Below are 14,070 nucleotides of genomic sequence, written 5' to 3'. Positions count from 1 at the left end.
GCCGAAGGCCTGTGACGCGGACAGCCAGGCGGCCGTAGCGCGAGGAGGAGGCCGTGGTGCTCAACGTCGACCCGGAGCAACTCGTCGGTGCGGCAGCCGAACTCGCCGACATGGTGCGGGTGACCGGTGCGGCCGTCCCGGCCGAGTGGGTGACACCGGCCGGCTCCGATCCGATCTCCGCCGGGATGGTCCCGGCGCTCAACGACGAAGCGGCGCAACTGATCAACGGAATGCGCGGTCTGCTGAGTGTGCTGCAGCGGACCGCTCACGCGGTGGGTGCCGCTGCTGTGGACTATACGGAGACCGACTCGACCAACGCTGCGCTCATCGACAGAACATCCGGTGACATCGTCGGTAATCCGGTGGAACTGCCCGGCAACGTACCCATGGTGGTTTCGCCTTCCCTCGAGTTTCCCGACCCCGGTCTCGCCGCTGACCCGCTGTCCTTCGCGCAGATGCTGCACGCCGGTCCCGGTCCGGCGGCACCGGCCCGGTTCGCCGGGGTATTGCGCGCATTCAACTCGGGGGCCGCCACCGACGCGGGCCGCCGTGTCGGTGGCGCCGCCGAGGTACTGCGGAGCTGGACGCCGGTCGGCGCGAAGGCATCGGCCGAGCTGACCCAGCACAACGACTGGCTGGATCGGATCCGGCGGCAGATGGACCGGCTCGCCGACCGCGTCGACGCCTACAGCGCCGCATTCCGGGTCGCCAAGGACAAACATCCCACGCCGTCGGAGATCGTCGCCGCGCGTAAGGAACTGCTGCGTGCCATGCGCTCGAAGAACGAGGCCGCCACCTCGGCCGCGCTGGCCAAACACGAGGAGCTGAATCTGCGCTCCGCGGAGACGATCGGCGGATACGAGGGCAGCATGGCCGCGGACGCCGCCGCTGCCGGGTCCGAGAACAGCGATTCCAGCATGCTGCAATCGCTGTTGCCCGCGCTGTTGTCGGCGATGAGCCAGGGCGGGATGCTGGCCGAGCAGACACTCACCGAAGGTGCCTACGACGAGTATTACGGCGACGACTATTACGGCGACTACGGCGACTACGGCGGCTCCGGATACGGCACGCCCTCGCCGATCGGCGGCACACCGGGGTCGTCCCCGGGCTCGGGTATCGGTGCGAACCCGGCGTACACGATCGGACCGATGCCGATGAGTGCCGCACCCGCCGCCGCGTCCGGCGGCTCCGGTAGCGGCGCCCCCCGCACCGCCGGATTCGAACCCATGCGGTCCGGGTCGGCGTCGTCGGGGTCGGCGATGGGGCGCGGTGGGTACATGCCGATGATGCCGATGATGCCGGGCGCGGGCGGCGCCGGAGCGGGAGCCGGCGGCGGGGACCGCGGCCGGGTCGTCGCCTGGCATCCGGATCGGCTCATGTACGTCGACGACACTCCGCACACCGAGTCGGTGATCGGTGAACGGCCGGTGATCGCACCCACCGTGACCCCGCCGACTCCGGCGCCTGCTTCCCAGACCCGTAACAACGCTGGAGGTTCCGCATGAGTGACATCCATCCCGATGTGCAAGCAGCGCTGGATATGGCCCGCAACCTGCGCCACCGGATCGCCGACATGCGGGAACGGATCGACGGGATCCGTGCCCGCAGGCCATCGCCCGGTGGCGACGTGATCCCGGAAGTCGACGCCATGGGCAGGCTCACCGACCTGTACATCGCGCCCGGCACGACGATGCGATACACCAGTGACGAACTGGTACAGGAGATCATGGCGGCGGTCACCGAGAGCACGGCCGATGCCGCTCGGCAACACCGCGCGATCATGGACTCGGCCGTGACCGACGAGGATGGCGAAGGCACGCACGCAGAGGCGGTGGCCCCGGCCGCGGGGCAGCGCGCGTGAGTGAGTGGAGCGCCGTCAGCACGGCACCGGCGGACCCGGGAATCGGCGAGGGGGAGTCGTGACCGAGACGGATCCGGGTGTGACAGTGACCGACACCCTGCGGTGGCTCTACGAGCAAGGGCTGCAGAGGTTGGCGGGTGTTGGTGCGCGGCAAGCGAATCCGATCTCCGCCTACACCGTGTCGGTGGCCACCGGCACGGTGACGGTGCACCCCGCCACCGGCGCGGGGACCGGCTCCGACACCGTGACCCTCTCGGCCGAGGATCTGCCCCATCCGGCCGACAGCGCGCGGCGCCTGGTGGTCGTCGGGATCACCTCGGCGGAGGCGGCGCTGGTCGTAGACCTCGAGACCACGCTCGGCATGGCGATCAACGCCGACCGCCCCGAGTGCGTGGCCCGCTCCTGGGCGATGCAACTGATGCTCAATCCGGAGATCACGCTGACCACCAACAGTGCTGCCACCGCCATCGGTGGCAGCGACCGGTACCGGCACACCTTCATTCCCGGTGGCGGGGCCACCCTCATCAATATCGACGACGCGCGGCCCCCGATCACCACAATCACGCTCAACCCGTCGACCGAAAGCCCTGATCACCTCGATGTCGAGGCCGACCGTAGCGGGGAGTGCTATCTGGGCACCCGGTTCTGGCGGTTGCGCAAGGTGATGACCATCGACGACACCACCTGGTCGGCGTTGTCGGCGACCCTCGACCCACGAATGGCGGAGGACAACAGCTGATGAACGGCACGCACTTCGACGAATCCGACGACACGACCGGCACGGCTCCGGACTGGGTCAAACGCACCTACGAGGTATTCAATCCGGACAACACGGTGGGTGTCGCCTGCAACCGCGACGGTGAGATCGTCGGTCTGCACCTGACCGACGAGGTTCGCGAGTACGGCGATACCTGGCTGACGGCCGAACTGCTCAAACTCGCGCGGCTGGCCCATCAGAAATCGCGGGTGGGACTGCGGGCCGAGATGGAACACAAGGGGGCGCGGCCCTACACCATCGACGCGTTCGATCTGCCGACCGAAGCGGCCTACCGCGCCATGGAGGACGCAGAGTTCGGCACCAGGTCCTGACCTTCGCCCAGCAGGACACCGACGAACGGAGTAGCCGATGCCGGACCGCAGTGGGCCGATACTCGATATCGACGATCCACAGGAAATCACCTCTGCCGCAAGTGTGTTCACGACGGCGGTACACACCGCCACCGGTTCCGCGGCCGGTTCCGCGGACACGCTGCGCCCGCAGACCAAGCCGGCATCCGACCTCGACCGCATGATGTGCGATCAGCTGAGCTGGGTCCGGTCGACATTCGAGGCCGCGGCGCGGTCCAGCGCGGGCCGGGCCGACGATGTGGTCGTCGACGCGCTGTTCGGCACGTCCGCGCTCGAAAACACAGACGTGGACAACGGATCCCGGACTCGGTACGAGTCGATCTGATGTACGTGCGGTAATGGCGCCGGAACAGCGGAGTGCGCACTGGGACGAGATCGTCGGCGGGAACTGGCCCGCGATCGGTCCCGCGGAGTGGAGTGCGCTGGAAACCGTGGCCCGGCAGGCATCTCGGGTGATGAACGTCGGCGACGCGACGCAGGCGCGCCTCGGCTTCGACGAGCGGGTGCGTTCCAGCGGTCGGCTGCAATCGGTCAGGGAACGGATGCTGGCCCAGCAGCACGATCCACAGGCGTACTCCGATGCCCTCGCGGCCACCGCTGCTGTCCTGCGCAGCTATTCGGATGTGGCGTATCGGACCAGGAATCAGATCCTCGACATCGTCGAGCGCGCGGACCGTGACATCCGCGCCGAGCATCGCGCCGCCGCGGCGGAGGCCGACGACGAAGCCACCGCCGATGAGGACCGCGAATCGGCGGCGGATCGCGAGGCCGCGCGTGCTCACCGGATCGCCGCCGTCATCACGCGGGCTCGTGCGGATGTCGATGACGTCGCCGGTGCGGCGCTGAATTCGATCAGCCCGGTCTCGCTGCCGGAACTGACCGCTGTCGCCGATCATCTGGGGCAGCCGGGTCCGCTGGCCCCGAACCGTCCCGCGGCCCCGAACCGTTCGGCGGTGCCGCAACCGCCCGTGGATGTGCCGGGGCCGGAGTCGGCTGCCGACGCCACGCCCGCACTGGACGCGGCGGGATCGCCGGACGAGCAGCGGAATCCGTATGCTCGAGCGCCCCGTGCGGCGTTTCCGCTGCAACTGGCTGGTGGCACACCGGATTCGGCGGAGCCTGTGGATGACGATGCGCACGCCGAGCGCGTTGTGCCGGAGCGGCGTGGCTCCTCGGGGCCAGCTGAGGAGGCAGCGGTCGGCCCGCCGCCTGCCCTTTCGCCACCGGGCGAGCCGCCCGTTGGCCGGTGGCACGAACCCTTCGCGGAGGCGGGCACCGGTGGTGCGTCCGGAACCGGGATCGGCCGGGGTGCACCGGTCGCGGCCGGAAGCGAACCCGATGACGACGAAACCTCCTCGGATACCGAGGCATCGACCGTGGACGGGCTCGATCCGAGCATCTCGGACGGCGATGACCGCGTCGAGAGCCACAGCGATGGCGGTGACGAGGACCGAGTGGGGGCCGGAGCTGCCGACAGCAGCGCCGTGGGTGACGAATCGGCGGTCGACTCGGACCTGATGCCCGGCTCCGGGAGCCAGCCGACCGGCGCGCCTGCGGTGCCGGGGCAGGTGCTGGCGCCGGTGGTTGCCGCGCCGCCACCGATACCGATGGTCGCTCCGCCGCTGGCGGCCGGCGCGGGGGCCGCCGCGCCCTCGGCGGGACCGGCGCACCAGGGCGGTACCGCAGCGCGGTCGGGGTCCGGCGTGTTCGCCCCGAACTCCAGCGGCCCGCCGGGTACCCCGGCAGGTGGGCCACCGAACCGGACCGATGCGCGGCCGGACCGGTCGGCGACCCCTCCCGCCCGCAACGACGCCCCCACCGATCCTGCCGAACCGAGGCGCGCCGAAGAAGTGGTCGGTGCCGCGATGGTGGCCGCGGCCGCACCGTCATTCCTGCTGGGCGAACGCGTCGACGGTGACCTGATCCTGGCCAGGACGTTGCTGGCGGGGGTCCTCGCCGCCATCGGCCCCACCGTCCTCGGCTTGGATGTGGCGGTCGCGACACTGCGTGGGCCGGGTGGCCTCAGCGCGTTCCTCACCTCGAACGAGGGGCGTGGCTGGTTGCCCAGCGGGCTGTACCTGCCGGAAGCGGTATCGATGCCCTGGCTCTGGGCGGAAGCCGAACACGCCGGTGCCGCCTGGGAAGGGCTCGCGGACCCGGCCCGGGTGCTCGTCGAGTTCGGGCTGGCGTGGGGGCGACGCTCCGGGGCGCGGCTCACCGCGCTGGCCTCCTCACGGACGATCGGGCTCGATCTGCGGGCGCGGTGGCGCGAGCTGCCGATGGCGGACTCGGTCCAGGCCTCGGCGCAGTGGGACCTGCGGTCGCGGGCCTCGGGCTCGGTGGATCGGCTCGGGCTGGCCGGTGCGCGGGAACTGTCCGCGCGTGCCGACAGGATCCCCCGAAACGAGGTGCCGACGCGGTGCGCCGGGCTGGCGTGGGATGCGCACACGAAGGTCGCCGGGACCACCGCACCGGGGCCGGAAGCGGTGCTGGCGCGCGCGGTCCGGGAGCGAATCCTGGCCGCGGTGCGCCAGGCGGAGTCCGTGTCACCGGACCTGTGGGACGAGCTGCGCGACGCCGACGACCTGCTCACCGCGGCGATGCTGCCGCGGCGGGCCGACGCGTCACGGGTAGACCTGGGCGAGCTGAAGCCCGATCCCGAACGTGCCGTGCTCCGCGCAATGGTTTTCGAGCGCCGCTGCGACGAGCTGGTGCTCCTGCTGGCGCAGCCAGGGGATCCGGCCGCCACAGCCCAGCTGATGCGGGACGTCGTCTACGCCCACGCCCAGGTCATCGGGCATCCCCAGTTCATCCTGCCAGCACCCGCGGGCTCCGATGATCCGGGCGGCCGGCCACCGACCATCACGGCACCGCGCGGCTGACCAGCGGGTCCGTGGCGCACCTCCCACGATTGGGAAGGCCGGACAATGTTGACGACAGGGCGCGGGAAAGGACACAGCGAGCATGCCGGACCGGATGGATATCGACCCGGAAGTGCTGCGTCAGCTCGCGAATCAGCACGACCGGGTCGCCCGTGACACCTGGGACTGGGCGCAGCCGCCGTCGGCTTGGCTCGACAACTTTCTGCCCACCTACGGCAAGATCGCCTTTCCGGTATACAACGCCCTGGTGCGGTACTACGACGCCAGGCGGCGCGCCGGGGAGCGTTTGGCCGGTCAGCACGATCAGACCGCGGCGTCGCTGCGGGCCGCCGCGGACAGCTACGAACGCACCGATGAGGACATCGCCACCGGCTTTCGCCGCAACGGTGAGGAGTTCGGTGCGCCCGCACCGGCGCCGATGGACCCGGGGACAAACCGGGTGGCGCCGATCAATGGTGTCCCCGCCGTCGATGTTCCGGCCGCGACCACGCCGGGCGCCACGAACGCCGGCACCGGTGTGAACGGCACCCAGATCGGGGAGGGGGCCGGTACCGGGATCGCCGGGACTGCTCCGGCCGCGGAGGCCGCGGCACCCGCGGCGGCCGCGACCACCCCACCGGCCTCCGTTCTCCCACCGGCCACCGGTGCCCCGGTGACACCCGGTGACACCGCACAGCCGGGCAGCACGGGCGCGAGTGCGCAGCCCTCGGTTGCCCCATCCGGCGCGTCGGCCATGTCGGGGGGCGTGGTGCCGCCGGCTGTGGTGGCACCACCCGTCGGTGTCGCCGGTGGCGCGGACCAGTCCGCCTCCGGCGCACCCGCCGACGCGGGCCGCGGTGCCGCGGGCCTGCCGATGATGCCGATCGCGCCGTTCGCCGCCGCACTGGCCAATGCCAGGGACAAGGCCGCCGGACCGGACTTCGTGGTGGGTGAGCGCCCCGACGACGATCTGGTCCTCGCCCGCACCCTGCTCGGCGGAATCCTCTCCGCTGTCCGGACTTCCGCACTCGGCTTGCAGTGGGCGGTGGCGGTGCTGCGCGGGCCAGGCGGCGCCATGGTGCTGGTGACATCGAACGAGGGCAGGGGCTGGCTCCCGGCCGGCGTCTACGTGCCACAGGGCACCGCCCTGCCGTGGACCGTGGACGGTGCCGAGGCGGCCTGGGAGGGGATCTCGGATCCGGCGCGAATGCTGGCCGAGTTCAGCCTCATGGCGGGTACCCGATCCGGTGCCAGGCTGACGGCGCTGGTCTCCTCGGGGGAGATCGACCCCGGTGTGCGGGTTCGGTTCGGCGATGTATCGATGCAGTCGGCGGTCGCGCCCTCCGACGACGTGGATCTCGGTGTGCCGACACCGGATACCGTCGACCGGCTGGTCCTGGGCGGCATGTCGCACCTGCAGGACAAGGTCGCCGCGGTGCCCGACGACCAACTCCGCGATCGTTGCCTCGGATTGGCGATCGATGCCGACTCCCGGATAGCGCGGACGAGCGCCCCGGCGTCGGTGTCCGCTGTGGTGCGCCAGTTGCGCACGAAGATCCTCGATCAGCTGCGAAACGGCGGCGACGTACCCCGCGAGTGGTGGGACGACCTTCGCGACGCCGATGACCTGCTTGCCGCTGCCATGCTCTCCCGTCGCGTCGATGTGCGTCGCGTCGAACTCGGCGAGCTCCGCATCGACGATCAGGCCGAGATCCTGCGCACGCTGGTATTCGAACGTCGCTGTAACGAAGTCCTGATGCTGTTGAGCGAGAACGTGACTCGGCAGGAGCTGCGCGATGCGGTGTACGCGCATGTGCAGATCATCGGCCACCCGCTGTATGCCGCCGCGCCGGAGACGGTGGCCGCGCCGGAGACGGTGGTGGCGCCGCAGGTCGAGGTGCTGGTGTCCGAGGCGGATCTCGCCGATGGCGAGATCGGTCGGCCTACCGTCAGCGCCGGACCACCCGAGACCGCCGCAGCGGCGGCACCCGCTACCGAGGCGGCACCATCCACCACGACTACGCCTCCCACCGGGGCCGCGCCACCGGCCGGCACTGTTCTGCCACCCACGATTTCCGCGCCGGGTGCCATCGCACCGGACTTTCGCCGCGACGGCGAGAGTCCAGGAAGGAGTGACGCGAGGTGACCGCGGGCAGGCGTGAGATTCATCCCGACGTGCGCGCCGCCCAGGCGATGGCCAGGGAACTGCGCCATCGTGCCCTCGCGCTGCGGGAGAAGATCGATCGCATCGTTGCGCGACGTCCGTCCCCGACAGGCATGGTGATTCCCGAGGTGAACGCCAAGGGACAGCTGACCGGCCTGTACCTGGCACCCGGCACGTGCGCGCGCTTCGACAGCCAGGAACTGGCCACCGAGATCATGACCGCGATCCAGGAGAGCACCGAGGACGCGCGCAGGCAGTACCGGATCGCGATGAACGATCCGGCCGATCGGCCACCGCCGCTGGGCGAGATCATGCGGGAGTGGCGCGCCGCGCCCGGCCCGAAGGAGCAGATCCCCAATTTTGGGAAGCACGGAGAATGAACCGCAGGTACGTCAGCGGAGGGAGTCACCAGAATGGCGAACCGTCTGCATCTGGATCCGGATAACCTGCGCGCACTGGCGGACCGGCACGACCTGGCAGCCGCCAGAATCCGGGAAGCGGGCCGGATTCCAGAGGGCTGGCTCGGCCGGTTCCGATCCCAGTACGGGACCATCGCCGAACCGGTCCGCGCCGCGCTGATCGACTATTTCGACCGGCGACACCGGCGTTCGGAACAGCAGGCAGCCAAGCACGAGCGGACTCGCGACATCTTGCGGGCGGCGGCACAGAACTTCGAGAGCCGGGACCGCGAGTCGGGACAGGACATCGGTAGTCGCGGACGGGGATTCGATGGTGTGCCCGCATCCGGTGGGCCGGTGCCCGGATCGCTGCCTCCCACGGCCGTGAATCCGGTCATCGTCAACCCGGCGACGGCCGCGTCCAACACCGCCCCCATGCCCGTTCATGGCCGGCCTGCCGCGTCATCCGACATCCGCGAGGATGTCGGGCCCGCGCCGGTACCAGCAGTTGGACCGGTGGCAGCGAGTACCCCGAACCGCTCGGATGTGCGCACGCCCGGATTGTCGGTGCGGCCTTCGGTGTTCGGCGACATTGCCCGAACACAGGAGGGTGCGGCTCGGGTCGGCGACAGTGCGCGGGCACCGGCCCCGCCGTCAGCGGGTGGTCCTGCCGGAATCGCTTCCGCTGTCCCGTCGGCGGTGGCCGCGCCTGGTCCGGTGGCGGTCCCTGACCAGGGTGCCGGGCCAACTCCGGTGAGTGGCCTGCCTGCCGCCCCTCTGGGCCCTGCCGTCCAGCCCGTCGGTGGCGTGGCAGCATCGCCGTTGGGGACCAGCGCAACGGGTGGCGCACGGCAGCGCCCACGGGCGGCGAACGCCGACATCGACAGTGGTGACTTGAAAGCCGCCCGGACCTTGCTCTCCGCGGTACTGCATGCTGCCGGGGCAACGGCCCCCACTGTTGAATGGTCGGTCGCGGCGCTGCGCAGTCCGGTCGGCATGGCGCTGTTCCTCACCACGAACGAAGGCAGGGGCTGGTTGCCGCCCGGCCTGTACCTGCCGCGGAATGTGTCCATGCCGTGGCGGCGTGACGATGCGGTGGGGGTTCGGGATTCGGATCGGGCCACCTGGGAGCACCACCCGGACCCCGCGCGAATTCTGGTGGAGTTCGCCCGGATCTGGGGTCCGACAGCGAACGCCCGGCTCACCGCCCTGGCGAGCTCGATTCGGATCGATCCGGCGCTGCGAGAAGATATCTCGGGTGCGGCGAGCGCGGAGCGGGTCGAACCGGAAGGCGTACTGGACTTGCGGTGGCCCGGCCCGCACACCATCGACCGACTGGGCTTCGCGGGTTCTGCGGATGCGCTGGCCGAGGCGGCCGGGGTGCCGCGCGCCAGTCGTGCGGCCAAGGGTATCCAGCTGGGCGTCGACGCCCATCACCGTGTGCGCCGAGCCGGTGCCACACCGGTGGCCGCGGTGCCGGTCGAGCAACTGCGGGAGCGGATTCTGGCCCTGCTGGAAGCCGCGGAGCCCGTACCGGAACAGTGGTGGGCCGAGCTGCGCCATGCCGACAGCGTGCTCGGCGAGGCGATTCGATCCCACTGGTCCGGTGACCGGGATGCGGTACGGGCGCTGGTCTTCCAACGCCGATGCACCGAACTCGTGCTGTTGCTGGACGGCGAGCCGGGTTATCGACGGCTGCGGGACCAGCTCTATGCCTATGAGCAGATCGTGAAACACCCGGCGTTCGCCGATTCCCCGGTGGTGTCTGCCGGTCCCATGGGCGGTGTCGTACCACCACCCGTAGCTGTCCCTGAACGCTCTGCTGGATCGGATGGGGCGCGGGTCCGCGGAGCGATCGTCGTGCCGGTAGGACAACCCAGGGTGGGGTCCGATGCACGCCCGGGATGAGTCGTCGGGCCGGTGTTCGATGCCGACGGATCGTGGGTGCGCGAAGACCGCGGCACCCTTGACAGCTGGATGCGATCGGACACCTACAGCTGCTGTGCACCGAGTATCGAGGAGAGATCATGGCCGGTTTGGATGGTGGCGGGACGGGACTGGACCTGGAATCCCGCAGTCAGGAAACAGGCTCCAGCGAGGGTGACACCAACTATGCCGTGTACGGCAGCGATGGTGAACGCAAAGACGATACGAGTACCCGACCCGAAGAGGGCTTCTACTACGCCCAGGACGACCCCCAAGGCGAGCTCACCCTCTACCAGGTAGTCGGCGGACACCATGTTCCGATCGAATCATGGCCCTCGTCGGGTGATGTGGACTATCGAGTGGCAGATGACGGCACTGCCTATTCTGCCAAGGAAACGGACATCAGCGGCGAGGATTTCGGATCCTTCCAGGCTGATGGGGACAGTCCGGCCAGTGAGCATGACATCCAGTCGAGCGACAATCTGGGTGATCTGGACCTCTGGGGTGATTTCGGGCCGCAGCAAGGGCTGACGCCGGAGAACGCTGACAACATCTTGGAGTTGGTGAGTCTGCCCATTCCAAGAGGTGCGAGCGAGGGCCTGATCTGGTTGATCACTGATACCCAGGACACCATGCAGGAGCAATTCGATTCGATCGGTGTGGGTGATCCGAAGTCGGCGCCCGCGTTTACCAAAGTTCTCGAAGATGTCGGTACCTTGGAAGGCTGGAACAGGGTCATCGATCTCGCCAATGAATCGGAAACAAACGTACGGCACGAGACGCTTGCCCAGCGAATGGAAGCGCGGCAGGAGCTGTACGACGACAAGAACGACGAGGTAAGCATCGATGTTGATGACCTGACACCCAAGCAGGAGAAAGTGCTTGCGGACCTGAGGGGAATCAAGGACGACCTCGTTGAAAAGCTCGAAGTAGATCTCCTCGCGCACTACGAGGATCGCGACGGATATTCGATGTCCGTGCATGATGACGGCGACATCATGCTCACAATTTCCGCTCCTATCGGCAGTGAATCGAACACGAGCGTTCTCTTCGAGATGAAAGAAGATGCACAATCGGGAAGCCGGTATTACGAACTGGCTCCGAGTTGGCTGCATAGCCATTACATCGACAAGATCATCGATGCTTCAGAAGAGTTCAGCGGAACGTATGATCGCGCGGTCGAAGAATTTCAAGAAGTATCCGCCCGAGTCGATGACGACAGCGTCGGCGATGACGATGGCAATGGCGTCGTCGATGGCAACGACAACAGTGAAGAGGGCGACAACGGGAATAGTGGTGAGCGTGCGGGAGAAAACGGAAATAACGGTAACCTCCCCGGCATGGACGGTGGTACCAACCCGACCCCCGGCGACCCATTCGCCGGCGATGGGCTGGAAAATCCCGAGGACCTGTTCGGGGATTTGATCGATAACCCGGAGGAGGACGGTGCAGGCGGCGAGGGAGATGGCGAAGGCCAGGCCGACGGGGCTGACGAGGGCGGAAGTGGCGTCACCGCCGACATGCTGGAGGAGATCATTCGCGATCTCGAGGAGTCGTCGAGCGTCGACGACGCCGGTTCCGGCGGGTCCGGAGATGCGGACAGCGGCCCCGTCGACGCCGCTGCCGGAGCCGACCCCGGCAGCCCGGGTCCAGTCCAGTCCCTGCCCCAGAACAACTCAGGCATGGGTGGGTTGGGGGACATGATTCCGGCGTCCGCACTCATGTCCGGCTTGGCAGGCAACAACAATCCGTGGTCGCGGCAGGAGCCCGATCCCAGGCCTCCCGACCTTCGCGACCGAGACCTCGGCGCGGAGCCGTACGCACCCGACCTGGAACCGGTACCGATCCCGGGAAGCGACATGCCGCCGGCGGTGACCGCATCCACGAATATCGGAGCTCCGCCGCAGACGTTCACCCCGAGTGGCGAGATGGTGGACGTCGACCTCCGCAACGGTATGTCACAGTCGGTGCCCGCGGCTGTTGCCGAGGCGCTGAACAAGGAACTCCACAACCCCAATGGCAGCGATGGGCGTGCCGCCTACGAGGGAACGTCCGCACAGGCGGGCCCGGGCAGTTCGTGGGAAAGGGTGGGCCCGACTCCCGGGAGCGATGACGGCGGTTCGCGTCCCGGCGTGCAGACCGGTGACGTGGCCCAGTGGGAGTACCGGCCCACACCCGATTCGGCGCCGATCGTCCGTACCGCCCTGTTGGTCGTGACCGACGAGGGACTGAACGTCATCGTGAACGGCGAGGTGGTTCCGCTGGATCCGAACAATCCCCCCGACGACGGCAGCGGGCGACCGTACGGTGACTTCGTCGGCTACTTCCACCCGACCGGAATCGACCCGGCCACACCGGGTTCCGATAACACCGGCGCCGCCGCCGAACCGCCGCCGGTCGCCGCCGCGGCCCCGGCCGCGCCGGAACCCCCGGCGGTGGAGGCCCCGACGCTGCGATAGGGAGCCGGTGGCGGCTGGGTGGCGTAGTTCGACGCCGTCCGGCCATTCGATACCGGTCCGGGTGGGGCGCCACCGGTTCCGTGGTGCCCCACCCGGCGACTCGTGCTCAGACCAGCAACTCTCCTGGACGCGGTTGATCCACGGATGCTACGGAGGGTGGTTGCTTGACAACGCCGACAATATTTCCGGAACTGATCGTGCGTGCCTTTTCGTAGACCCCGTCGACCCCGTCCGGTCCGCCGGTGTTTCCCTCGATGGTGTAGATCGTGTCGCCGTCCACGCGCACCACGATGCCGATGTGGTCGGGCTCGCCGCCGTCCCAATCGAAGACGATCATGTCGCCGGGTTCGGCGTTGTGCGGTGATGCCGCCAGGCCCATGCCCTGCGCATCGTTCCAGATCGCGGGCACATAGTTCTTGTTGGTCCAGGTGACCTCATGGCCCGCCTGGTCCCAGACCCAGTCGGCGAACGAGGCACACCACGCGTCGTTGATGTTGTATGGCGCGTTGACGGAGTTGTTGCCGAACTCGCGCACACCGAGCTGGCTGCGGGCAGCGGCGAGGGCCCGGTCCGTGGGATCGGTCATGTCGGAGGGGATGTAACTCGCACTGGTCGGTGTCCAGGTAGGGGCTGGGTTGTAGCCCGAGGCGGCCGGTCCAGCACCGGAATAGATCACTGGCGCGGGGTGCGAGCCATCGATGACGTCCGCGTGATTCCGGCTCACCGTCGACGCGTTGTCGACCTCGCGGTGGACATCACCGACCGCATTCATGACGAGGCGGAGTGCCCGCATGTCCTCGGTGGCTGTCAGCGGCAGATACTCCGTGGTGTTTCCGTCCGAGTCCAGATCGTGGGTGTCGACGCGTTCGTGGATGCTCCGCAGCTCGGTGTCGAGCCGTCCGACGCGTTCCTTGATCGATATGTAGGTCGAATTCGAGAGGTCGAAGGTCGCGAACGTGGAGTCATGGACCGCATCGCCCTGCTCCTCGATCCGTTGCTCCTCCTCCTCGACCTCGCGCTGCTGTGAGCTGTAGTCCTCGGCCAGCAGGCCCGACGGTGCCGACAACCCGGTGTCGTCGAGCAGCTGCCGGTCCTTCATCCAGCTCACCAGGTCGGGCTGGCGGGCCCCGTCGCCGGAGGCGAACAGCAGGATCGCGGTTTCGAAGTACTCCTCCGCGGCGTGGATGGTCGATTCCACGAAGCCGCCGGCAATCCTTGGCACGTAGAGTTCGATGAACCCGACCAGCTCCGCACGACTGGTCATGGCCGCACC

The 14,070-nt window shown here is 68.7% G+C and carries 11 protein-coding genes; 10 read left to right on the top strand and 1 reads right to left on the bottom strand.

The features are described 5' to 3' along the window. Positions 1–53 precede the first annotated feature (53 nt). The 10 genes from BOX37_RS27105 to BOX37_RS27055 all read left to right on the top strand — a co-directional run bounded on the left by BOX37_RS27105 (position 54) and on the right by BOX37_RS27055 (position 12,797). Positions 54–1,505 carry a PE family protein gene (locus tag BOX37_RS27105; protein WP_071930108.1) on the top strand — a complete coding sequence of 484 codons (1,452 nt, stop codon included), beginning with the start codon at positions 54–56 and terminating at the stop codon, positions 1,503–1,505. Next, positions 1,502–1,861 (top strand): YbaB/EbfC family nucleoid-associated protein, encoded by a 360-nt coding sequence (locus tag BOX37_RS27100; protein ID WP_156910563.1) that lies wholly within the window; start codon positions 1,502–1,504, stop codon positions 1,859–1,861. Before BOX37_RS27105 ends, BOX37_RS27100 begins: the two co-directional genes overlap by 4 nt. A gap of 58 nt (positions 1,862–1,919) precedes the next feature. Further along, the gene (locus tag BOX37_RS27095) at positions 1,920–2,600 is read left to right on the top strand and encodes a hypothetical protein (RefSeq protein ID WP_240505065.1); all 681 of its coding nucleotides are present in this window, start codon (positions 1,920–1,922) and stop codon (positions 2,598–2,600) included. Further along, complete coding sequence (locus tag BOX37_RS27090) at positions 2,600–2,950, top strand: hypothetical protein (protein WP_071930107.1); 351 nt, start codon at positions 2,600–2,602, stop codon at positions 2,948–2,950. The genes BOX37_RS27095 and BOX37_RS27090 overlap by 1 nt, the downstream gene beginning before the upstream one ends. Positions 2,951–2,987: 37 nt before the next feature. Further along, complete coding sequence (locus BOX37_RS27085; protein ID WP_071930106.1) at positions 2,988–3,314, top strand: hypothetical protein; 327 nt, start codon at positions 2,988–2,990, stop codon at positions 3,312–3,314. A 13-nt stretch (positions 3,315–3,327) separates the two neighbouring features. Beyond that, on the top strand, positions 3,328–5,871 hold the full coding sequence (locus BOX37_RS27080) for a hypothetical protein (RefSeq protein WP_071930105.1): 2,544 nt from the start codon (positions 3,328–3,330) through the stop codon (positions 5,869–5,871). Between the two features lie 82 nt (positions 5,872–5,953). Next, positions 5,954–7,996 (top strand): ESX-1 secretion-associated protein, encoded by a 2,043-nt coding sequence (locus BOX37_RS27075; protein WP_071930104.1) that lies wholly within the window; start codon positions 5,954–5,956, stop codon positions 7,994–7,996. After that, positions 7,993–8,394: a YbaB/EbfC family nucleoid-associated protein gene (locus tag BOX37_RS34980; protein WP_206045720.1), complete on the top strand. Its 402-nt coding sequence runs from the start codon at positions 7,993–7,995 to the stop codon at positions 8,392–8,394. The genes BOX37_RS27075 and BOX37_RS34980 overlap by 4 nt, the downstream gene beginning before the upstream one ends. Before the next feature lie 33 nt (positions 8,395–8,427). Further along, complete coding sequence (locus tag BOX37_RS27065; protein ID WP_071930103.1) at positions 8,428–10,320, top strand: ESX-1 secretion-associated protein; 1,893 nt, start codon at positions 8,428–8,430, stop codon at positions 10,318–10,320. Between the two features lie 119 nt (positions 10,321–10,439). After that, positions 10,440–12,797, top strand: a complete 2,358-nt coding sequence (locus BOX37_RS27055) for a hypothetical protein (RefSeq protein WP_156910562.1) — start codon at positions 10,440–10,442, stop codon at positions 12,795–12,797. A 106-nt stretch (positions 12,798–12,903) separates the two neighbouring features. Here BOX37_RS27055 and BOX37_RS27050 read toward each other — a convergent pair whose 3' ends face one another. Then, complete coding sequence (locus tag BOX37_RS27050; RefSeq protein ID WP_156910561.1) at positions 12,904–14,061, bottom strand: C40 family peptidase; 1,158 nt, start codon at positions 14,059–14,061, stop codon at positions 12,904–12,906. Between the last annotated feature and the right edge of the window lie 9 nt (positions 14,062–14,070).

Origin of the sequence: Nocardia mangyaensis (genome assembly GCF_001886715.1) — a bacterium.
GTDB classification, from domain to species: Bacteria; Actinomycetota; Actinomycetes; order Mycobacteriales; family Mycobacteriaceae; genus Nocardia; species Nocardia mangyaensis.
Note: the sequence above shows the minus strand (reverse complement) of the source record. Positions and strands in the feature narration are given on the sequence as shown.

Coding starts and splice junctions, on each gene's coding strand:
- BOX37_RS27100 (WP_156910563.1), top strand. CDS start 1,502: ATGAGTGACATCCATCCCGATGTGCAAGCAGCGCTGGATATGGCCCGC.
- BOX37_RS27090 (WP_071930107.1), top strand. CDS start 2,600: ATGAACGGCACGCACTTCGACGAATCCGACGACACGACCGGCACGGCT.
- BOX37_RS27085 (WP_071930106.1), top strand. CDS start 2,988: ATGCCGGACCGCAGTGGGCCGATACTCGATATCGACGATCCACAGGAA.
- BOX37_RS27080 (WP_071930105.1), top strand. CDS start 3,328: ATGGCGCCGGAACAGCGGAGTGCGCACTGGGACGAGATCGTCGGCGGG.
- BOX37_RS27075 (WP_071930104.1), top strand. CDS start 5,954: ATGCCGGACCGGATGGATATCGACCCGGAAGTGCTGCGTCAGCTCGCG.
- BOX37_RS27065 (WP_071930103.1), top strand. CDS start 8,428: ATGGCGAACCGTCTGCATCTGGATCCGGATAACCTGCGCGCACTGGCG.
- BOX37_RS27055 (WP_156910562.1), top strand. CDS start 10,440: ATGGCCGGTTTGGATGGTGGCGGGACGGGACTGGACCTGGAATCCCGC.
- BOX37_RS27050 (WP_156910561.1), bottom strand. CDS start 14,061: ATGACCAGTCGTGCGGAGCTGGTCGGGTTCATCGAACTCTACGTGCCA.